Genomic DNA, 22,790 nt, shown 5'->3' with positions numbered 1-22,790 from the left:
TATGAAAGTATTAGTAATAGGATACGGCTCTATAGGTAAAAGACATGTTGAAGTGTTACAGGATCTTGGGTATAAAGTGTTTATTGTATCTAGGCATATAAAATTACCAAATAGTTTTATATCATTAGAAATTGCTCTATCGTGTGAAAAGTTTGATTATATTATTATTGCCAATGAAACAAAGTTACATAAAAATATTATAGATAAACTGAATGAAATGAATTATAACGGTATTGTTATGTCTGAAAAGCCTCTGGTTTCAAATTTTGAGACAATCAATAACAAAGTAATTACATATGTTGGATATAATCTAAGATTTCACCCAATGATTCAGGAATTAAAACTTTTAATAAAAGATGAACAAGTAATTAATGTAAATAGTTATGTAGGACAATATTTACCTACTTGGAGACCTGAAACTGATTATTCCAAGTCATACTCTGCTAGTGTAAGTGAAGGTGGTGGAGTAATAAGAGATTTAAGTCATGAATTAGATTATTTAATATATTTATTTGGAAATTGGGTAGAATTGTGTGCTCAAAAGGGTAAGAGAAGTGACTTGAAAATAGAATCTGAGGATTATTGTCAAATTATTTTTAAATCTAAGTTAAATATTCCAATATCATTAGAATTGAATTATTTGGATCGTATAACTCAGAGGTATTTAATAATACAAACAAATACTAAAACAATTAGAGCTGACTTTATAGCAAATGAAATTAAAATAAATAACGAGATAATAATATTACCAAAGATCCATAGGAATTATACCTATATTGAACAACATAAGTCGATATTAAATAATGAAGGGCAAGCTTGTACTTTCGAAGAAGGATTGGAAGTTGTAAAAATGATTGATGCTATTGAGTTATCAGCGGAGAGAAAAGAGTGGGTTACTAATGAATAGAATTTGTACGATCTGTGCCCGTGGTGGTTCAAAAGGCGTGAAAAATAAAAATATTCGAGAGTTACTTGGTATACCATTAATTGCTCATAGTATTATACAAGCTAAGAACAGCAATTTATTCGATGTTATAGCTGTTAGTAGCGATAGTGAAGAAATTTTAAAAATTGCTAAATTTTATGGAGTAGACTACGTGATAAAGCGGCCTAATGAGCTTGCAACGGATACAGCTGCTAAAATACCAGTAATGCAACATTGTGTAAGTGAAGTTGAAAAACTATCTGGTTTGAAATTTGACATCATCACAGATTTGGATGCAACATCGCCTTTAAGAGATATTAGTGATATTAAGAACTGTATCGAATTACTAGAATTGCATCATGAGGCAACTAATATAATAACAGCAGCTCCAGCAAGAAGAAGTCCATATTTTAATATGGTGGAAAAACTTGAAAATGGTTATGTTGAATTGTCTAAATCATTAACAACCAAGTCCATAATAAGACGTCAAGATGCTCCAAAAACATATGATATGAATGCCTCTATATATGCATGGAGAAGAAATGAATTTTTTAATTGTGAGAGTGTCTTCACAAATAAAACGTTATTGTATGAAATGCCCGAGGAAAGATCACAAGATATTGATTCAGAGTTAGATTTTGAGATTGTGAAATTACTCGCAGAGAAGAGAGGTACACTAGGATGAATTACTTTGAAAAATTCTCACTTATTGGTAAAAATGCCATAATTACTGGTGGTGCAGGAATATTAGGAAGCCACTTTGCAAAAGGTCTAGCAAATGCAGGTGCTAATGTTGCTATTGTTGATATAAATATAGATCAAGCGAGACAAACTGCTTTAGATATTCATAATGAATATGGAGTGCTAAGTAAAGCATTTTATTGCGATTTAACCTCTGAGCATTCCGTAATAGAGATGATTGACCAAGTAAAGAGTACTTTTAATGAGTTACATATTCTACATAATAATGCTGCTGGAAAATCAAGTGATTTAGAAGCATTTTTTGCTCCATTTGAGGAATACAGCTTAGAACAATGGAAAGAAATAATGTCTACAAATCTTGATAGTATGTTTTTAATGGCTAAACATGTTGGTAAGATTATGAAAGAACAAGGAAAAGGCGGATCAATTATTCAAACCGCGTCCATTTATGGCGTGATGGGACCTGATAACCGTATTTACGAAGGCTCTTATTATCTGAATAGGGAAATTAATACACCCGCTATTTATTCTGCTTCTAAAGGAGGAGTAGTAGCTCTAACAAAATATTTAGCTACTTATTGGGCGAAAGATGGGATTCGAGTAAATACTATTACCCCTGGTGGAGTTGAAAGTGGACAAAATGCCACTTTCAAAGAGAGATATGGTAATCGTATTCCTATGGGTAGAATGGCAAAAGCTGAAGAGATGGTTGGGGCTTTAATCTACTTAGCATCTGATGCATCAAGTTATGTAACAGGACAAAATATTTTAATTGATGGAGGACTAAGTGCTTGGTAATCAGTTTTATTAGGGAAATTATTAAAAGGTGGAATTGGTCTAAATCAACTGATCGTATAGGACCAGATATAATTTATAGTCAAATATTATCTTATGCACCAAATCTTTATAATCAATATTGTAAAAAAAAATTGAAAAGTTTGGGGGAAAATTCCGAAATACGACCTGGGGCTATAATTGTATGTTGTTCTAATATAAATATTGGGGATAATGTAGTAATAAGACCTAACTCCGTACTAATAGGTAATCTCGATGTAGAAATATCTATAGAGGATAATGTCTTATTAGGATCAGGAGTTCACCTATATGTTTCTAATCACGAGTTTAAAGATTCTAGTATACCTATATATTACCAAGGGCATCAAGAACCCAAAGCAATTAAAATCAAAGAGGGAAGTTGGATAGGAGCAAATGCTATTATATTGCCTGGAGTGACAGTTGGTAAAAATTCTGTTGTTGCAGCAGGTGCGGTTGTTACTAAGGATGTTCCGGACTTTTCTGTTGTTGCTGGAGTGCCAGCTAAGTTAATCAAAAAATTGGTATAAAGGTAAGACTTGCTAAGGTTCTTCAAATATTCATATTTTAGTAGTGGTAATAAGATTTGATGTTATTAGTTTTAAGATTATTTATTAATTAAAAGTTAGTAAGGAGAACCGATGAATAATCTATTATCAGTTTTTAATAATATAGAAAAATTATTTGTTGTAAAAAAATGGAAGTATTTTGGTATTGAACTATGGCCTTTATTTCGTAAACAAATAGAAAAGGAAATAGTTGGGGGAAATTTCACAAAAATCAATCCAAAAGAATTTAACTCAATTGACAATCTAATTTCTAATAGTGATGAGTATGATAATCTTTTTCTATTTGATCCAATTAGACTTATAGAAGGTGAAGACGGTTTAGAGAATCGAATATTAGGACCATATATGAACTTAATTAATAGTAACAAAGAATCTTATGTGAATATTCAATATTCAGTATATCCAACGGATAAGATTATTAGAAATAGTAGTTCATACTTTTTAGATGAAAAAAAATACATAGCTCAATATTTATATTTAGCACCTTATATTCAACTAGAGGAATACGAAGATGTAAAAGAATATTTTGAAGAGAATGTAGGCATTCTTAATTTCCCATCTATGAATGAAATATATAAATTGGCTTCAGAAATTTATGCTCTTTCAAAAGTTTTTGAGAAGATTTTAGTTCAAAAAAAAATCAAAAGAATATTTGTTGAAATCTATTATCATAAAGTTTGTTTAGCTGCAACATTAGCTGCACATAATGTAGGCATCCCAAGTATTGAGGTGCAACATGGTATATTAAAAGATACTCTATGGTATGGATGGAATCTAAAGAATCGAAATAATGGATTCACTATCTTCCCAAATATATATTTAACATGGAATGAATTTACTACAAATAGTATTAATCAATGGGCAAATAAGACAGTTAAACATAAAGCTATAATGACGGGAAATCTTTGGGTAGAAAACTATAAAAAGAATAGAGAATACGAATTATCAAATAGCAAAACTAATAATAAAGAAAATATATTAGTGACTTTGCAACCTATCAGAGCGACTCCAGAATGGAATGGAAATATTCCTAACTGGTTTCTAGAATTTATTAAAGAAACAGCAGACATATATAAATTTTATATAAGATTTCATCCTATTATGGAAGAGGAAGAGAGAAACAGCTTTATAAAAAAAGTTAATGAAGCAAACATTCATAATATTTCCTTTGAGGAAGCCAATAATAATAGTTTACTTTCACTTTTTAGTAACACTTTTGTAAATATAACCCCTTATTCATCAACAGCTTTTGAAGCATATGAATTTGGAGTTCCAACTATTTTTATTCACTATAAAGGCAATATAATTAAAAACTCAGGAATTCCAGATGAATATATATTTTTTGCAGAAGATAAGCATGATTTAAGAAAAATTATTAGTTCTTCTCTTAGTATCCAACGAACATACAAAAATAATAGTACAAAAGATGTTTATAGTGACAACATTATTAGTTTAATTGATACTGAGTATCAAAAACTCAAAACAATTGAATCAACAGAACAAGGAATAATTAGCTTAAATCAATTTATTAATTTGTTAAGAAGAGGAGCAACACTTAATCACTATAATTTTTCTAATGTCTTAGATGTTCTATTTAATAAAAAGGAATACGAATTAATACTGAACTTTAAGGATAAATTTCCGATAAATAAAATGGATTACTTTTTTTTCGCAGGTAGGTCTTTCTTTGAACTGAAAGATATTAATGGATGTATAGAATATTTAAAAGAGTACTTAGATTTATATGAGTCAAGAGATAATCATCAAAATAATGATGAACTAACAATTAAAAAAAATTATCTCTTATCTGCATTATATTATATGGGATTAAGTCAGTTTTTTTTAGGGAATTTAAAGGAGTCAGAATATTACTTTAAAGAGTGTATTACTGAATCAAATGGTAATCATAAAGGTGCTTCAAAATATATTGAAATTATTAAAAGCAACTAGGGTGATAAAAATGAAGAAAATTATTACATATGGTACATTCGACTTGTTGCATTGGGGACATATTAGGATCTTAGAAAGAGCCAAAGGACTAGGGGATCATCTTACAGTGGTACTTTCAACTGATGAATTCAATCATTTAAAGCATAAAGAATCATACCATTCTTACGAGCATCGAAAGTATATTTTGGAAGCGATTAAGTATGTCGATAAAGTAATCCCTGAGACTTCTTGGGATCAAAAAATTACTGATATCCTAAGAGAAGAAATAGATATCTTTGTAATGGGCGATGACTGGGAAGGTCATTTTGATTTTTTGAAGGAGTATTGTGAAGTTGTTTATCTTGAAAGAACACGTAATATCTCCACAACTATGATTAAGGATGATTTGAAGATATGAAGAAAAGAATAGGGCTTACTTGTACAACAGTATTTCACTATGTGCATTTTTCTGGCATAGCTAAAGAACTAGAAAAAATGGGCTACCAAGTTGAATATATTATTTATACCCCTTACCATATTAATGAACGAGTAGAACGCCTAATTGAAGTATTTGAACAAAATAATATAACTTACTGTGGATTTGAACAATTATTTGATAAGACTGTGGAATTTGATGCTTTACTGGCGCCATATTATATGCCTGGTTTTCAATTGCTAGATAAGGATTTAATTAAAATCAGGGGGCTATATGGCTATGCTAAAGATTCATGGAACTATGCAGAATGGAATAAAGGGTTTGATTTAGTTTTAAGCTATGGTCCATATGCTACTAAAAGATTAACTGCTTTTGCGGAAGTTGCAGATATAGGTCATCCAAGATTGACAGGAAATTATCTAAAAACAGTAATTGATATCAATGGCAATGAGTTGTCTATAGAAAAACTAACAGATCGCAAGACCCTAGTTTATTGTCCAACATGGGCAGATTTATCTTCATTGGATATTTTCGTAGAAAATGTTGTTTCGTTAACAAAAGAATTCAATGTTATTGTAAAACTTCACCATGGTAATGTACTATCGGGTAATAATGAAAAATGGGAAGCTTTAAAAAATATAGACACTCTTTATTTATATGATGAATTTACTAATTTATTTGATCTTTTGCAATTTGCCGATATCATATTAAGTGATTATAGTGGTGCTATTTTTGATGCTATGTTATTTAAGAAACCAATCGTCCTACTAGATATTATTGATGAGAATATTCTTGATACAGGTTCAGTGAACTTAGATAAAATGGCCAATATTTCGTTATATAACAATGTAGACGTAACAAATATAAGCCTTGATATTCAAATTAGAGATATTTTACCACATGTAAAGGATCCATCTGAATTGCTTCCTACGTTGATAACTGCTCTTGACATGGATATACCTTATTTAGAATTGCTAAATGAGCTTTACACATATCAAGATAGCCTAGCGAATGAAAGAGCAGCAAAGGCAATTCATTTAGCAATGAGTCAAGAGAAGAAACATTGGGATAATGATGAATCGTTCCATATTATTGACGAAGAGGCTATTAAGAATTTCTTAAATCATAATAAAAATGATTTGAGTGTATGGGGAGCAGGACTATCCGGTCAAATTATTGTTTCATGGTTGAAGGGAAACAATATAGCAATCAACCGATTGATGGATGCCGATACTTTTAAACAAGGTAAGGAGTTTCTGAATTATAAAATAGAAAAGCCAATTGTTGAAAAAGGAATAATCATTACAGTTACAGGCAAAGGGTTAAAAGCTATTAGAGAACTGTGTTCAAAATCCGGTCTACAAGAGGGAAAAGATTTTATATCTATATTTAAATAATTGTTGGGATTGATTATTATGGATAATATTTTATTATTTGGAGCAAGTTTAGGTGGACATAATTTTATTAAAAACCATATAAATGATTATAAATTTTTAGCCATCATAGATAACGATGAACAAAAACACGGAAAATTACTGAGTAATATAAAAATAATTAGTCCTGATTCTATTCATAATTATAACTTTGACAAAATCATTGTTACCAGCATGTATGTAGATTCGATTTCGAAGCAGTTAGCTGAATTGGGAATCCCAGAACAAAGAATAGAATTTGCTTCCAAAAATTCCATGAAGGTTGATGAATTGCCATTTGAAAACCCGGCAACCCTAGAAAAGACCAATCAGTTAATCACCGAGATATCGAAGTCGCTTAACAGAATTCCACATTTCTATACTTTTGGCACATTATTAGGAATTGCCAGAGATGGTAGACTAATTCCATGGGATGATGACATTGATATCGCCATTTTTGGTTCTGATATACAGAAAGTACAGGAAGTGCTATTGGATTCGATTCAAAATCTCGAAAAATTATTTGATCTTCAAGTATTTTTACGAATATATTCAAATGGCAAACCAGCATCAATAACAATTGATTGTATAGAGAATGGTCGAAAGTTATTTATGGTAAACTTTGATTGTATGTATAAAATAGAAGATATGGTCAAGCAAGAGTTAAATGATACTCCAGCAAAGTTTTTTGAAGGCTATGATGAATTACCTTTTGAAGGAACTCAAATAAGAGTACCGAAGGATTATAAAGGCTATTTAGATTACACATATGGAGATTGGCATGTAGTTAAAAAAAATACAAGTTTCGCCAATAACACCATTTCCTTCAGAGAACCTTTATATAGCTGTACGATAGAATCAATTTATGAAAGTAAGTGAGAATAGTGAGTAATAAGTCGATTTTTATCACCGGTGCAACCCGTGGTATTGGATATGCAACTGCTATTCAAGCGGCCAAACAAGGGTGGACTGTAATAATTAATGGACGAGAAGAAGAACGATTAAATGAAGTAAAGCAAGAATTGGTATCTTCTTACGATGTAGATGTACATACTTTAATTTATGATGTTACAGATAATAATTCAATTAAGAATGCTTTTGTATGGATCAAAAAAAACATAGGACACCTCGATGTTCTAGTAAATAACGCTGGTGTATTAGATGATGCTCTGCTCGGAATGATTAATCAAAAACAAGTGTCAAATACGATAGCCATTAACATAGAAGCAGTTATTTATCATATGCAATATGCTTCCCGTTTAATGATGAAGCAAAAATTCGGCTCAATAGTTAATGTCAGTTCAATCATCGGACGAACAGGCAATGCTGGGCAAACCGTGTATGGTGCAAGTAAAGCAGCAGTAATTGGTGCAACGTACTCAGCTGCTAAGGAGCTGGCTCCTTACAATATTCGTGTGAATGCGGTTGCTCCAGGATTTATTGAAACAGATATGACAAAGCAGCTTTCAGAGGAAAAGTTTGCTCAACGTTTATCAGAGATTAAAATGGGCCGAATTGGTAAAGCAGAAGAAGTAGCAAATACAATTTTGTTTTTGGCTTCCGATTTATCGTCATATGTTACCGGACAAGTTATAGGTGTAGATGGAGGCATGGTTATCTAAAACCATGCCTTTCTTACTTGAAGGGGGAAAAGGAAATGATTACGTTTAAAAAACTTGATGAATCCCATTTAGAACAAGTATTGGAATGGCGCACCAGCGAACATGTTACACAATTTATGTATACAGATATCGAAAAGAATCCGGACCGTCAGAAAAAATGGTTTGAGAAAATATCAAAAGATGATACCCAATATTATTGGATCATTCAGTATAAAGGAAAATCGATTGGGTTAATCTCTTTAAATCAAATTGACCGACTTCATCGTAAAGCTACATTTGGTTATTATATTGGGGATATGAGCTATTCTATCATTGCAGGCCGTATTCAACCCTATTTGTACAATTATGTGTTTAAAGACCTTCAATTAAATAAACTATATGCAGAAGTAATGGAAGGCAATGATGGTATGATGAAAATGCATTTGCACTATGGTTTTACACATGCTGCAACGTTTAAAGAACATATTTTAAAAAATGGGAAGTTCTATAATGTAGAATATTTTGAATTGCTCTCTTCGACATGGGAAAATGAATGCAAGAAATTTCATAAGCATAGAGAAGAGTTTCTTTTATAAACATTGAATAATTTGTATTTCCGTCCGATAATAATAGTAACAGACTAGTTAGGTAGGGATAATTTATGAATGAACAAAAATTACGTACAATTTTTGCGGAAAGCCTAGGAATTGAAGAAGCAAAGATAACAGAAAATTTGACATATAATTCAATTCCTGAGTGGGATTCAATCGCACATATGGCATTGATTTCCGAGATTGACGATCAATTTGATACAATGTTGGATACAGAAGATGTTTTAGAGATGAGTTCATTTGCTAAAGCGAAAGAAATTTTAGCAAAATATGATGTTCAATTTTAATGAAAGGGTGTGGTATTTATACCATACCTTTTTCCATTGAGAGGTGTAATTAGATGAGTTTTCATAATATTGCAGTATCAGATAAAACTGCAGTTATTACTGAGGGAAAACAATATACATATAGAGAGTTAAATGAAATGGGACTACAATTCAATTTCTTGAATGATGATAAAAAGTTAGTGTTATTACTTTGTAAGAATACTATTGAAACGTTAAGTGCCTATCTTTCAGCTTTAAATAATCATCATGCGGTAATGCTAATGAGTGCAGATACAAATGCAGAGCTCCTTAACTCGATTGTGAATGAATATAAGCCTTATTGGATTATTGGAACAGATTTATTTGATGGTTATCGACAAGAAGGTTTAATTCAAGAAAGAGTTAGTGCTTCGAATATTGCCATTCATAAAGATTTAGCAATATTGCTTAGTACTTCCGGAACAACAGGAAGCCAGAAATTTGTACGATTATCTTATGAAAATATACAATCGAATGCTGAAGCAATCGTAGAATATTTAAACATTGATGGAAATGAAAGAGCCATTATGAATTTACCAATGTCTTATTCATACGGTCTTTCAATTATAAATAGTCACTTGCAGGCAAAAGCTAGTATCCTTTTAACTGAAGAAAGTGTCATGTCTAAAACATTTTGGCAATTTGTACAGGAACAGCAAGCAACTTCATTGGCTGGTGTCCCATTTACTTATCAAATGTTGCACCGACTAGGTTTTTTGAAAATGGATTTGCCGCATTTAAAAACATTAACACAAGCTGGTGGTCGATTAAACGAAAAGCTAGTGAAAGTTTTTGCACAATATGCTAAAGAACAAGATAAGAAATTTTTCGTTATGTATGGTCAAACGGAAGCATCCCCGCGGATATCGTATATCCCATCAGATAGAGTATTGGAAAAGGCTGGTACTATAGGAATCGCAATACCTGGTGGAGAGTTGTCTGTAGACCCCGAGACTGGTGAGTTAATTTATAAGGGGTCAAACGTCATGATGGGGTATGCAAGATGTTTGGAGGACTTGGAAAAAGGCGATGAATTGAACGGAATACTTCATACTGGTGATACAGCAACAATAGATCAGGATAATTATTTTATTATTACTGGCCGAATGAAAAGAATCATTAAATTATTTGGTTTACGGATTAATTTAGATGAGGTTGAGAAAAAATTGGAGTCGGAAGTTCAAGCTTCTGTAGCATGTACCGGTAATGATGATAAATTAGTGATTGCTATAGAAAACGATCAACATATAACTAATGTACAGACTTCTGTCGAACAATACTATAAACTGCATAAATCTGCGTATAAAGTTATAGTTATTGATTTGATCCCGCGTTTTGCTAACGGGAAGATTGATTACGTTACATTAAAGGAGCAATGTTTATGACAAATCCTTATCACTTAACAAAAGCCGAAAAAACTCCTTTATTGCTTGAAAAATTAAATGTATTAACCAAGTTTCATGTGTCACAAAGTACAGAGTATCGTTCGATGATTGAAAAAGGTGGCTTTCAAATCACTGCCAATTCTTTAGAGGAAGTTCCATTTTTACCTGTTCAATTATTCAAATTATTGGATTTAGTCTCTGTTCCAAAAGAAGAAGTCATAAAAGTTTTAACTTCAAGTGGTACAACGGGGCAACAGGTTTCAAAAATTTATTTAGATAAAGAGACATCGATTGCCCAGACTAGAACACTCGTCGAGGTTATGAAGCCCCTGCTAGGTGCTAAACGCCTTCCGATGATTATTTTGGATACAAAATCGATATTGAAAGATAGAAAATCCTTTAGTGCAAGGGGAGCGGGGATTTTGGGTTTTTCAAATTTCGGTCGCAAGCACTTTTACGCACTAAATGATGATATGAGTTTAGATGTTGAAGGATTGAAAACCTATTTGGAAGAGTATAAAGGTGAACGTATTCTTTTGTTTGGATTTACCTTTATGATTTGGCAATACGTTTTTAAAGAGTCTATTAAGCAAGGAATTAAGCTTGATTTTGGAGATAGTATTTTAATTCACGGCGGTGGCTGGAAAAAATTAAAGGATGAAGCTGTTGATTCGTCCGTATTCAATCAACTTCTCCATGATCAACTTGGTATTCGTGAAGTGCATAACTACTATGGAATGGTGGAACAGGTTGGCTCCATTTTTGTCGAGTGTTCAAAAGGGCATCTACATACACCTCAGTTTGCAGATGTGATTATTCGTGATACCTTGACTTTTGAACCCCTTTCACATGGGCGGCAAGGGTTAATACAGGTACTTAGTGAACTACCGAAAAGCTATCCCGGGCACTCACTTCTAACTGAAGATCTTGGAACGATAATCGGGGAAGATGATTGCCCGTGTGGATGGAAAGGGAAGTACTTTACGGTTGCCGGGCGTATTCCGAAAGCGGAACTTCGCGGATGCAGTGACACGTTTCAAGGAGGTGCAAGGGCATGAAACTTTTCTGGCCAATCGAAATGGGTTTTGAGCAGGCAATTGAAGAGATAAATATGAATAGCACTTTTACCCCTTTTGATAAAGAAGTTCTTCTATTCACGCAAGCATTATCAAAAACGCTTGTTAGAATGCGTCAAATGCCTGAAGTGGTTGCGTTAGGCTACTGGTTGAGAAAGGCAAATATCCAGGAAATGAAGGTTAAATGGGAAGAACAAAATAAAGAGAGATTCATAAAACCTCGTGGAACCGTTTTCCATATTGCACCCTCTAATGTAGATACAATCTTTGTATATTCTTGGATGTTATCATTGCTAGCTGGGAATAGAAACATTATCCGTGTTTCCGGCAAAGGGCACTCGAATGTACTATTAGATTTAATTTTAACTGAACTCGCAAAACCAGAGTTTGAAAAAATCGCAAAACAGACGATAATATGTACATATAATTATGATGAAAAGTTTGGTGAAATGATTAGTGAAATTTGCCATACACGTGTTATCTGGGGTGGTAATGATACAGTTCAAACAATTCGTCAAATCCAGTTAAATCCTATGGCAAATGAACTGGCATTTCCCGACCGCTTTTCATTAGCTGCCATTTCGGCGGAAGCTGTTTTAAACCTCGGTGAAAATGAGTTAAATGAATTGCTTGATAAGTTTTATAATGATGTTTTTTGGTTTGATCAAATGGCATGCTCTTCACCAAGACTTATTGCTTGGTGTGGAAAGCAACATGAAAAGGCGAAAGTACGTTTCTGGTCGGCATTTGAAAATAAGGTCAAAAATAAACGATATGAATTAATGGCTGCTACACAAGTTTTGAAATATACAACAAGTCTATGGTTGTCAACAGAAACTGATGTTAGAGACATTGAAAACGGAAAGTATTTCTCTCGAGTACATGTTGTGGATGTACCGATAGAAGCACGCGAACGTCACTGTGGTGGAGGCTTATTTTTCGAGTATGATGTTGAGCATTTAAGTGATCTATCAAAGGTGATTATAGATAAAGATCAAACATTGGCATACTTTGGATTTGAACACTCAACGTTACAAGTACTTGTAGATTCTATATCCACCAGGGGTCTAGACCGCATTGTTCCGATTGGACAAGCATTGAATTTTGATGGCGTATGGGACGGTCAGAGTTTTTTGAAATCATTTACTAGAGAAGTAGTAATTATTTAATCAAAGGAAGAGAGATATGAATATAATCTGTATCATTCAAGCACGGATGGGTTCCTCCCGGTTACCAGGCAAAATCTTAAAGCCGCTTGGAAATGTTGATGTACTCACATACGATGTGGAGCGATGTAAACAAATTAATGGGGTTAGTGAAGTCATTGTAGCTACTTCCACGCTGCCTCAGGACGATGCTATTGCAGAGTGGTGTGAAGAACATGAAATCAAGTATTTCAGAGGTTCAGAAGATGATGTATTAGACCGTTTTGTGCAATGTGCAAAGCTGTACAATCCAGATTACGTTATGCGTGTAACATCGGATTGTCCATTTGTTGACTTTGAGATGGCTGGCGAGATTGTTACTTTAATGCAAAGAGAAAAGAAGGACATTTTGTTATTAGAGGGGGAACTTCCAAGGGGACTTGCAGTAGAGCTTATTTCATATAAAGCATTACTCCATATACATGAAGTTGGTCAAGAAACACGACACCGAGAACATGTTACCTATTATGCATACGAATTTTTGAGTGAATTTACCAATGCTACATATGTAGTTCCTAAAAACCGTCTTGCTCCAGAACTTCGGATTACTTTAGATACAGATGAAGATTATGAACTGCTCAGAAGAGTGGCAGAGCATTTCGATAACCCACTAATTTCGAGTATTAATGTAATCGATTTTTTGAAAGAACATCCTGAAATCGCAAAAATTAATGCACATATTGAACAAAAGCCGGTGATTTAACTGAAAAAAGTGATTATACGTACAGATGCTTCAACTAATATTGGTAGTGGCCATGTCATGCGCTGTCTAACAATTGCGAAAAACTTGCAAAAGCAAAATATAAATGTGAAATTTTGGATGAAAGAATTACCAGGACATTTAATCAATTTTGTTGAACATGAGGGTTTTGAAACGATTAATAGTGCCGAAAAGGCAGATTTGTATTTAATCGATCATTATAATATTGATGAAGAGTGGGAAAAAGCCCATCGACTATTTACTAATAAAATTGTTGTAATCGATGACTTGGCAAACCGACCACACGATTGTGATTTAATTTTGGATCAAAATTCTTTGCCTAATTTTGAATCTCGTTACGATGGATTGGTCCCTCAACATTGTATCCGACTACTTGGTCCCAAGTACTTGATAATGCGTGATGAATTTATTGAAGCAAGGCTAAACCTGAAAGAGAGAAATAACCAAGCCGAAAGGATACTTGTTTTTATGGGTGGAAGCGATCCAACCGAAGAAACAATAAAAATTTTGAAGGCACTTTCAAAATCTAAAAGTAGTTTTGAACATATTGATATTGTGGTTGGAAATGGAAATATCCATAAAGAAGAAATTAAACACATTTGTCTGAAGCAAGGATATGAGTATCATTGTCAAATTAATTATATGGCCAGATTAATGCAAAGGGCCGACTTCTCAATCGGAGCAGGAGGTTCAACTACATGGGAAAGATGTTATGTAGGACTTCCTTCGTCAAGTACCATTGTTGCTGAAAACCAAGCATTCACGACGATTCACGCAGATGATTTAGGTGCTGTTGTAAATTTAGGTTGGCACGAAAAAGTTACAGTGGAAATGTATGTAGACTTACTTTTAAAATTGAAAAATGGTGAGGTTGACTTGAATCAATTAAGTAAAATTGGACTAAGCTTAACAAAAACTGTTTCCCCAAACCCATGGATAGAAGAAATATTGGAGTTGTTAATATGATAAAAATTGGACATAAAGAAATTGGTCGACACACAAAACCTTTCATAATTGCTGAAATGTCAGGGAACCATAACCAGTCTCTCGAGCGTGCATTACTTTTAGTTGATTTGGCTTCCGAAGCGGGTGTCGATGCTTTGAAAATACAAACATACACACCGGATACGATTACCCTGGATGTACATACGGGTGAGTTTTTTATTTCAAATGATGAGAATCTTTGGAAAGGGCAATCCCTTTATAATTTATATAAGGAAGCTTATACCCCTTGGGAATGGCATGAAGCAATCTTCAATCGTGCAAAAGAACATGGTTTACTTGCTTTTAGTTCACCTTTTGATGAAACAGCTGTTGATTTTTTAGAAACATTAGATGTCCCAGCTTATAAAATTGCTTCTTTTGAAAATGTATCGATCCCATTAATTCGAAAAGTCGCGAAAACTGGAAAACCAATTATCATTTCAACTGGTATGGCAACAGCCGCCGAGTTGGATGAAGCGGTTCGTGCAGCGCGTTCAGAAGGCAATGAACAAATCGTCCTATTAAAATGTACAAGTACCTATCCGGCAACACCAACCAACTCAAACATTGCTACAATCCCTCATATGAGTGTGTTATTTGGAACCGAGGTTGGACTATCAGATCACACTATGGGTGTGGGTGTATCCGTTGCTGCTGTTACTCTGGGGGCAACTGTAATTGAAAAGCACTTTACTACTTCTCGGGCTGAAGGTGGCGTTGATTCCGCATTTTCTCTGGAGCCACATGAGTTAAAAATGTTAGTTGAAGAGACAGAACGAGCATGGCAAAGTATTGGTCAGGTAAATTATGGTCCCACTGAAGTGGAGGTCCCTTCTTTGGAACATCGCCGTTCCTTATATATTGCTCATGATATGAAAGCTGGAGACATAATTACCAAAGACAATGTAAGGGATGTTCGACCTGGGCTAGGGCTTTCGACTAAATACTATGATTTGGTATTAGGAAAAGCGATTAAAAAGGATGTAACCAAAGGAACACCGTTAAGTTGGGAGCTATTATTGTGAGCAATGAGTTAAAAGAAATGGATTCACTCTTTGATCGTCTCTTTCCTATCATGAGGAGCATTACAGGTGAAGGTGTTCGGGAAACAATTCGTATCTTACAAGAATATATTCCAATCAATATGGAAGGTGTAGCAACAGGTACAGAGGTGTTTGATTGGGAAATCCCAAAAGAATGGGTAATACGTGAAGCATGGATTAAGGATGAATATGGACATGAAATTATAAATATTAGCGATTTAAATTTGCATGTCGTCAATTACAGCGAACCAGTGGATTTGTGGCTATCGTTAGATGAATTAAAGCAGCATATCCATACAATTCCAAGAAAGCCAGAAGCTGTTCCTTACGTCATTTCCTATTATAAGGAACGTTGGGGCTTCTGTATGAGTCAAAATCATTTAGATTCTTTGCCAGAAGGTAATTATCATGTATATATTGACAGTGAAAAAATAGATGGCGAACTCAATTATGCTCATGTTGTCCTACCTGGTAAATCCAAAAAGGAGGTTCTTATTAGTACATATATTTGTCATCCCTCGATGGCAAATAATGAACTAAGTGGACCTATTGTGGCTGCTTTCCTTTATAACCGTTTAAAAAATTGGACAAATCGTGAGTTAACATATCGATTTGTATTTGTACCTGAGACAATAGGTTCTATTACGTATCTATATAAATATGGTAAACACTTAAAAGAGCACTTATATTCTGGTGCAGTCTTAACTTGTCTAGGTGGTAAAGAACATCAGTTAAGCTATAAAATGTCGAGAAATGAGAACTCTCCATTAAATCAACTAATTCAATTTTTAAATCAACGCGAGGACTATAATATGCCAGTTCGTCCATTTACTCCTTTATATGGATCGGATGAACGTCAATATTGTTCACCTGGCTTTAATTTACCAGTAGGTCAATTTTCTAAGATGGTTTATGGAAAATATGCTGGATATCATAATTCCTTAGATACTAAAGAGGTTATGTCTATAGAGGCATTGTTAGATAGTGTGAATGAAATTGAAAGGTTACTAAAACTGCAAGAGTTAAATGGCTTTTATATCAACCTTAAACCATTTGGGGAACCAAAACTGGGTAAATATGATTTATATCCAGATATCAATGCACCCGCTGAGAGAGGGCGCTCAACAAATAATAAATTAGATAATCGCCAACAGTTGAATCAGATTTTGACATTATTAAATTATTCGGACGGCAAACATAATTTAACTGACCTCTCAAAAACATTAAATTATAAAATTGAAGATTATGAAGTATCAATCGAAGCCTTGAAAGAACATCAATTACTTGATGGTCCTTTCTATGAAGAAAGGGAGTTACTTAAATGAAAGTGCTTTTGTTGACGGGTTCACATCCTAGACATTTTTATTTAGTAAATAAACTTGCAGAACTAAATATTGTTTCTGCCCATGTTATAGAAAAACGTGGAGCTTTTATTCCACAACCACCATCCAACCTTGAGGATGTAGATAGAAATAATTTTATACGACACTTCGCTGATCGGGATAAGGCAGAACATTTACATTTTAAAGGAAATGAAAAAGTAAAAGACAGCATACCTACTTTAGAAGTTTCACTTCAAGAGTTAAATGCTAAAGAAACCATCGAATGGGTAAAAAATCAAAGTTTTGATCTTGCAATCAGCTATGGTGTTCATAAGTTAAGTGATGAACTTTTGGAAGTACTTCCTCAACACTCATGGAATATTCATGGTGGATTATCACCTTGGTATAAAGGAAATACTACATTATTTTGGCCTTTCTTCATGCTACGACCAAATTGGGCTGGTATGACGATACATCGACTTTCCTCGCGTTTAGATGCAGGTAATATTGTTCATCAATCTGTTCCAGAATTAGAATATGGTGATGGGTTGCATGACGTTGCATGTAAAGCGGTTATACGAGCTGCTGAAGATCTTAAAGAAATTCTAACTACTCTCCCACTAAACGAGGTTCAATATATACCACAAAAAGGAAATGGGAAACTTTGGGTAGGTTCAGATTGGTTCCCACAACATTTACGGTTTGTCTATAATACTTATAATAATGATATAGTTGACCAATTCTTGGATGGTAAATTACCTAGAATATATCCGCCAATTATATCTGCTTTTAAAAGAGAGGAATAGTTATGGAGAAACTACCTGAATTTTTGTCATACGGCCGTCAATTAATAGATGAAGAAGATATTCAAGCAGTAGTCGATACATTACGTTCACCATTTTTAACTCAAGGGCCGAAAATTGCCGAGTTTGAACAGGCTATCGCCCAATATGTTGGCTCAAAGTTTGCAGTTGCTTTTTGCAACGGTACTGCAGCACTTCATGCGGCCTGTCATGCTGCAGGTATTGAAACCGGGGATGAAGTAGTCACGACTCCAATTACATTCGCTGCAAGTGCCAATTGTGTACGCTATGTTGGTGGAACAGTTGTATTTGCCGATATCGACCCGCAAACTTATAATATCGATCCAATAGAAATTGAGAAGAAGATTACTTCGAAAACAAAAGCCATTATACCAGTAGATTTTACAGGCCAGCCTGCAGATATGGATAAAATAATGGAGATAGCCAAAAAGCATAATCTTATTGTAATTGAAGATGGTGCGCATTCTTTAGGAGCAGAGTATAAAGGACGAAAAGTGGGGACATTGGCCGATATGACAATGTTTAGCTTTCATCCTGTAAAGCCAATTACAACTGCAGAAGGTGGTGTAATTGTAACAGACAATGAAGACTTTTATCGGAAACTACAATTATTCCGCAGTCATGGTATCGAAAAAACACCTTATTCAATAGAACAAGGCGATTGGTATTATGAAATGACAGAACTGGGTTACAATTATCGAATGACAGATATTCAAGCTGCACTTGGTTTATCGCAACTTAAAAAAATAGAAAGCTTCATAAAAGGACGCAATGAAGTAGCAGAGATATATAATAATGCTTTTAAAGGTAATCCTAATCTCGTGATCCCTTCGCAATTGGAAGGAACAAAGTCAGGTTGGCATCTTTATATGATACAACTTAAGTGTACTAAATCCCGAAAAGAAGTATTTCAAAAGATGCGAGATCGAAATATTGGCGTACACGTTCATTACATTCCGGTATATTGGCATCCGTACTATCAAAAATTGGGATACGAAAAAGGAATTTGTCCTATCGCCGAACATTGGTATAGCAATGTATTAACTTTACCTATTCATCCAAGCTTAAGAAAGAATGAAATAGAGTTTATTATTAATTCTTTCAAAGAGTTCGCAAGTTAAATACATTTCCATGCTATAAAATGTTCATTAAAACTAAGCATCAAGGTGCTTAGTTTTATTTTGCCTACATTTTCTATTTATTTTTATGAAACATTTAAGTTATAAGCCGATATAAAATATATATAAGAACCATTTTTACGCTCGGATAAATTCAAGGAGGATGGGAGCATGCGTATTTCGTCACAAAATGTAGTTGAGTCTTCAACTTTAACGAATGCGGTTCAAGGTTCATCTAAAGGCATGATAGAAAAGCAAGACAGCCAAGATATAACATCACAGGTGAATGAACAAAGTACAGAAAAGCTTGATATAACAGAAGAAAAGCTAAAACAAGCTGTAGATTCCCTTAACGAATTTATGGAAATCAACCATAATTCATCGAAGTTTGTTTATCACGAGGGGTTAGATCGATACTTTGTACAAGTAGTCAATAAAGATACTGAAGAAGTGATCAAGGAAATTCCACCAAAGAAACTCTTGGATGCATTTTATGAAATGCAAAAAATGGTAGGAATGATTGTAGATGAAAAGATTTAATTGGGAGGTTGAATAAATGGTAACACGTGTAGGTGGATTAGCATCCGGTATGGACATTGATTCGATTGTAGAGAAATTGATGTCTGCCGAAAAAGCTCCATTAACTAAACTTTATCAACAACAAACAAAATATGAGTGGGAACGCGACGCGTATAGAGAGATTAACACGGCGCTAAAGACTTTTGATGATTACTTATTCGATAATTATCGTTTATCTAGTAATTTCTATAAAAAAACAGTAAATTCTACGAATAGTAATTTAGTTACAGCTACTGCAACTTCTGCTGCAACAGGTACTTTATCGATTGATGGAGTAAGTCAACTTGCGAAATCCGCTCAAGGTGTAGGCTCTACAATTATTGCAACTGGCTCAACCAAAATCACGGCGTTAACAGGGTTACCTAGCGGTTCTAAATTTACATTAGGTGCGATTAACAGCAGCGGGACTCTAAGTCAAAGAGAACTGTCAATTGGAGCCGATGAAACAATAGATTCATTAGTTAAGAAAATAAATAGTAGTGACGTTGGTGTGACAGCACTCTTTGAAAACGGTAAACTTTCAATTACTGCAAAAAATATGGGTGATATTGAAAACGGTGCCGAAGTAACAGTGTCCTCCGGAAACGGCGCTACTTTATTTAATAAACTCGGCTTTGGCGACCAAACTGGAGGCTTTAATAGTGGTGCTCCACTTGATTTAGCTTCAGGTGGTCAAAATGCAGTATTCTCTATAAATGGCATAGCTACGGAAAGAAGTTCTAATACTTTTAGTATTAATGGTTACTCAGTTACACTTAACTCTACTTTTAATACTCAGTCTACAAAGGCGGAGTATACGAAAGATATGTATAATAACTATGTGATAGCAAAGTCACAATATAGTACGGCAAGTTCGAATTTAGCCACTGCAAATAATGACGTGGCAAGTAAAAGATCTAGTTTAACGACAGACTACCCAAATGTAAGAACAGCAATAGACTCAGTTGAAGCTGATGATCAATTAAATGCATTCCTGATGAATATAGGGGAAAATGGGAAAGAAAAATTAACGAAACTTGCATCCTTAAATTATGATGACCCGGCAACTCTTAAATCAGAAATAGAAGGTTTATATTCTGCTGATAGTACTACTAACTTATTTACAGAATCAGAAGTAAAGCAATTGAAAAAACTGTTAATTAGTGAAACTGAAGCAACTGAAAGCACAGAAGCAACTATCTCACTAACGGCCTCAGGTAATACGCTCGGTGTATTAGCAGAGAAATTGAATGAAGCTAGCTTGAATGAAGGGGAAACAGGTAAGGTGTTTACTGATGTTTCGGCTTATTTTAATGCCAATAAAACATTAGCAACTAGAACAAGTGAAATGGCAGAAGCTAATAAAAATCTTACTTCAGCTAAATCCACGCTTACAGATGCCTTATCAACGAATTATGGTATAACATATGATTATGACAACAACGAAGCCAAGGATTCTAGTGGAGCTACGATTCCCGACCTAGGAGCATTTTTGAACAGCGAAATTAGTAATGCAACCAAAGTAAATCCAGTTACCCTTACTTCCTCAACCGACACTGACAACATGGTCGACAAAATCAAAAAATTCGTTGAAACATACAACGGGTTAGTAACAACGATTAACGGCAAATTGAAAGAAACTTACAATCGGAATTATCCACCGTTAACGGAGGAACAAAAAGAAGAGATGTCGGAAGATGAGATTGAAAAGTGGGAGAAAAAGGCGCAAACGGGTCTTTTACGAAATGATTCCATTTTAACAAATGGTCTCTACAGTATGAGAAGGACGTTTACGGATGCTGTTGGTGGATTGGGAGATGCTACGATTAATTCACTTGCAGAAATCGGCATTACGACTTCTTCTACGACTTCGGATGGCGGAAAGTTGATTATCAATGAAGACAAGTTACGCACAGCTATTGAAAAAAATGCCGATCAAGTAGCTTCTATCTTTACCAAAACCGGGACGGCAAAAGACGTTTCCAAAGGCATTACGGAAGATACTCGAGGAATCGCCCAACGATTGCGTGATGAACTGAAAGGTTTTACCGGAGCGATTGAGAAAAAAGCAGGTAAAGCATCTGCAACTAATCAAACCTATACAATCGGAAAACGTTTGGACGAAGTGAAAACACGGATCGATGCATGGGTCGATAAGCTGAAAAATATTGAATCCCGTTACTGGAAACAATTTACGGCGATGGAAACAGCGATCAACAAGGCGAACAGTCAATCAAGTATTTTCCAAACTGGATATTAAACTGGAGCTAGATGATGGATACTCTACAACAGGTATTACAAATTTCAGCTAAATTGCTGAAGCATCTTAACGAAATTCCGAAAGGGGAATTTCGCTCGGTATACATTGATGAAATCAACATGATGCTGGATGAGCGAGGTGCCTTGATCGAGAAGTTGAGGCAAGAAGGCTTTCAAATGGATTCGGATAACAAGATTCATGGAACACTCGCACAATTGGACAAGGCTATTCGGGAACGACTTGATGACGTTATGAAGCTTGTGAAGTTGGACATGAAGGATTTACAAAACTCAAAAAAAAATGAACAACAATATATGAATCCATATTCGTCCGTTCAAGTAATGGATGGGATGTATTACGATAAGAAGAAGTAGCACTTTAGCCATATGATCTTCACAATTAATTGTATTCGTTAAAGAATACATAACAATCAAAAATAGAATGTTTCTCTCAAAAGGAGTGTCCCAAATTGGCAGCACCAAATACTGCGTTAAATGCGTATAAACAAAATAGTGTTACAACTGCTTCACCAGGTGAGTTAACACTAATGCTATACAACGGTTGCCTTAAGTTTTTGACAAAGGCAAAAAATGCGATAGACGAAAAAAATATTCAAGAAAAAAATACTTATATCCTGAGATCACAGGCAATTATTGCTGAACTGATGTCCACGTTAAATATGGACATCGAGATATCAAAGCAAATGCTTCCATTATACGAATATATGAACCGTCGTCTAATCGAAGCAAATGTAAAAAATGACACGGCGATTATTGATGAAGTGATCGGCCTGACAACCGAATTCCGTGATACATGGAAACAAGTCATCCAAATTACGCGCCAACAGCAGTTCAGCAACGCACAACAAGTTTAAGCATCTTAAGCCTTACATACTCTATCATTGATAGGATGTAAGGCTTTCCTTTTGTTCAAATAGCACCCTTGTCAGTCGGTTACAAAAACTTTATTGAAATACTGTCAATATTATCCT

General features: G+C 34.4%; 24 protein-coding genes. All 24 read left to right on the top strand.

Annotated elements, in window-relative coordinates:
• The first annotated feature begins 1 nt into the window (after position 1).
• The 24 genes from CD33_RS06085 to fliS all read left to right on the top strand — a co-directional run bounded on the left by CD33_RS06085 (position 2) and on the right by fliS (position 22,673).
• A complete protein-coding gene (locus tag CD33_RS06085; RefSeq protein WP_036199076.1) occupies positions 2 to 907 on the top strand; it encodes a Gfo/Idh/MocA family protein in 906 nt (301 codons plus the stop codon).
• Positions 900 to 1,610: an acylneuraminate cytidylyltransferase family protein gene (locus CD33_RS06080; RefSeq protein ID WP_036199074.1), complete on the top strand. Its 711-nt coding sequence runs from the start codon at positions 900 to 902 to the stop codon at positions 1,608 to 1,610. The genes CD33_RS06085 and CD33_RS06080 overlap by 8 nt, the downstream gene beginning before the upstream one ends.
• A complete protein-coding gene (locus CD33_RS06075) occupies positions 1,607 to 2,425 on the top strand; it encodes an SDR family oxidoreductase (RefSeq protein ID WP_036199072.1) in 819 nt (272 codons plus the stop codon). Before CD33_RS06080 ends, CD33_RS06075 begins: the two co-directional genes overlap by 4 nt.
• Positions 2,419 to 2,970 (top strand): acyltransferase, encoded by a 552-nt coding sequence (locus CD33_RS06070; protein ID WP_198135533.1) that lies wholly within the window; start codon positions 2,419 to 2,421, stop codon positions 2,968 to 2,970. Before CD33_RS06075 ends, CD33_RS06070 begins: the two co-directional genes overlap by 7 nt.
• A gap of 111 nt (positions 2,971 to 3,081) precedes the next feature.
• A complete protein-coding gene (locus CD33_RS06065) occupies positions 3,082 to 4,959 on the top strand; it encodes a tetratricopeptide repeat protein (RefSeq protein ID WP_036199069.1) in 1,878 nt (625 codons plus the stop codon).
• A gap of 10 nt (positions 4,960 to 4,969) precedes the next feature.
• On the top strand, positions 4,970 to 5,356 hold the full coding sequence (gene tagD / locus CD33_RS06060) for a glycerol-3-phosphate cytidylyltransferase (RefSeq protein WP_036199200.1): 387 nt from the start codon (positions 4,970 to 4,972) through the stop codon (positions 5,354 to 5,356).
• Positions 5,353 to 6,771, top strand: a complete 1,419-nt coding sequence (locus CD33_RS06055; RefSeq protein ID WP_036199068.1) for a CDP-glycerol glycerophosphotransferase family protein — start codon at positions 5,353 to 5,355, stop codon at positions 6,769 to 6,771. Before tagD ends, CD33_RS06055 begins: the two co-directional genes overlap by 4 nt.
• Positions 6,772 to 6,789: 18 nt before the next feature.
• The gene (locus CD33_RS06050) at positions 6,790 to 7,665 is read left to right on the top strand and encodes a LicD family protein (RefSeq protein WP_156967299.1); all 876 of its coding nucleotides are present in this window, start codon (positions 6,790 to 6,792) and stop codon (positions 7,663 to 7,665) included.
• Positions 7,666 to 7,670: 5 nt separating this feature from the next.
• Entirely contained in the window at positions 7,671 to 8,408 is a 738-nt protein-coding gene (locus tag CD33_RS06045; protein WP_235863369.1) for an SDR family NAD(P)-dependent oxidoreductase, read from the top strand.
• 35 nt (positions 8,409 to 8,443) lie between these two features.
• Positions 8,444 to 8,983, top strand: coding sequence for a UDP-4-amino-4,6-dideoxy-N-acetyl-beta-L-altrosamine N-acetyltransferase (pseH, locus tag CD33_RS06040; RefSeq protein ID WP_036199062.1), 540 nt, complete (start codon positions 8,444 to 8,446; stop codon positions 8,981 to 8,983).
• A gap of 65 nt (positions 8,984 to 9,048) precedes the next feature.
• Complete coding sequence (locus CD33_RS06035) at positions 9,049 to 9,285, top strand: acyl carrier protein (RefSeq protein WP_036199059.1); 237 nt, start codon at positions 9,049 to 9,051, stop codon at positions 9,283 to 9,285.
• A gap of 53 nt (positions 9,286 to 9,338) precedes the next feature.
• Positions 9,339 to 10,688: an AMP-binding protein gene (locus CD33_RS06030; RefSeq protein ID WP_036199058.1), complete on the top strand. Its 1,350-nt coding sequence runs from the start codon at positions 9,339 to 9,341 to the stop codon at positions 10,686 to 10,688.
• Positions 10,685 to 11,746: a LuxE/PaaK family acyltransferase gene (locus CD33_RS06025; protein WP_036199055.1), complete on the top strand. Its 1,062-nt coding sequence runs from the start codon at positions 10,685 to 10,687 to the stop codon at positions 11,744 to 11,746. The genes CD33_RS06030 and CD33_RS06025 overlap by 4 nt, the downstream gene beginning before the upstream one ends.
• Positions 11,743 to 12,933, top strand: coding sequence for an acyl-CoA reductase (locus CD33_RS06020; RefSeq protein ID WP_036199053.1), 1,191 nt, complete (start codon positions 11,743 to 11,745; stop codon positions 12,931 to 12,933). The genes CD33_RS06025 and CD33_RS06020 overlap by 4 nt, the downstream gene beginning before the upstream one ends.
• Positions 12,934 to 12,949: 16 nt before the next feature.
• A complete protein-coding gene (locus CD33_RS06015) occupies positions 12,950 to 13,672 on the top strand; it encodes a cytidylyltransferase domain-containing protein (protein WP_036199050.1) in 723 nt (240 codons plus the stop codon).
• Positions 13,673 to 13,681: 9 nt separating this feature from the next.
• Complete coding sequence (gene pseG / locus CD33_RS06010; protein WP_036199047.1) at positions 13,682 to 14,656, top strand: UDP-2,4-diacetamido-2,4,6-trideoxy-beta-L-altropyranose hydrolase; 975 nt, start codon at positions 13,682 to 13,684, stop codon at positions 14,654 to 14,656.
• Positions 14,653 to 15,699, top strand: a complete 1,047-nt coding sequence (gene pseI / locus CD33_RS06005; protein WP_036199045.1) for a pseudaminic acid synthase — start codon at positions 14,653 to 14,655, stop codon at positions 15,697 to 15,699. Before pseG ends, pseI begins: the two co-directional genes overlap by 4 nt.
• Positions 15,696 to 17,042: a DUF4910 domain-containing protein gene (locus tag CD33_RS06000; RefSeq protein WP_084591270.1), complete on the top strand. Its 1,347-nt coding sequence runs from the start codon at positions 15,696 to 15,698 to the stop codon at positions 17,040 to 17,042. Before pseI ends, CD33_RS06000 begins: the two co-directional genes overlap by 4 nt.
• Entirely contained in the window at positions 17,039 to 17,845 is an 807-nt protein-coding gene (locus CD33_RS05995) for a formyltransferase family protein (RefSeq protein WP_036199043.1), read from the top strand. Before CD33_RS06000 ends, CD33_RS05995 begins: the two co-directional genes overlap by 4 nt.
• 2 nt (positions 17,846 to 17,847) lie before the next feature.
• Positions 17,848 to 18,984, top strand: coding sequence for a UDP-4-amino-4,6-dideoxy-N-acetyl-beta-L-altrosamine transaminase (gene pseC / locus CD33_RS05990; RefSeq protein ID WP_036199041.1), 1,137 nt, complete (start codon positions 17,848 to 17,850; stop codon positions 18,982 to 18,984).
• Between the two features lie 168 nt (positions 18,985 to 19,152).
• On the top strand, positions 19,153 to 19,521 hold the full coding sequence (locus tag CD33_RS05985) for a flagellar protein FlaG (RefSeq protein WP_036199039.1): 369 nt from the start codon (positions 19,153 to 19,155) through the stop codon (positions 19,519 to 19,521).
• 16 nt (positions 19,522 to 19,537) lie between these two features.
• A complete protein-coding gene (gene fliD, locus CD33_RS05980) occupies positions 19,538 to 21,799 on the top strand; it encodes a flagellar filament capping protein FliD (RefSeq protein ID WP_036199037.1) in 2,262 nt (753 codons plus the stop codon).
• A 14-nt stretch (positions 21,800 to 21,813) separates the two neighbouring features.
• Positions 21,814 to 22,173: a flagellar protein FliT gene (gene fliT, locus CD33_RS05975; protein WP_036199036.1), complete on the top strand. Its 360-nt coding sequence runs from the start codon at positions 21,814 to 21,816 to the stop codon at positions 22,171 to 22,173.
• A 95-nt stretch (positions 22,174 to 22,268) separates the two neighbouring features.
• Positions 22,269 to 22,673 carry a flagellar export chaperone FliS gene (gene fliS, locus CD33_RS05970; RefSeq protein WP_036199033.1) on the top strand — a complete coding sequence of 135 codons (405 nt, stop codon included), beginning with the start codon at positions 22,269 to 22,271 and terminating at the stop codon, positions 22,671 to 22,673.
• Positions 22,674 to 22,790: the final 117 nt, after the last annotated feature.

This window comes from Ureibacillus sinduriensis BLB-1 = JCM 15800 (assembly GCF_000772955.1).
GTDB classification, from domain to species: Bacteria; Bacillota; Bacilli; order Bacillales_A; family Planococcaceae; genus Ureibacillus; species Ureibacillus sinduriensis.
Note: the sequence above shows the minus strand (reverse complement) of the source record. Positions and strands in the feature narration are given on the sequence as shown.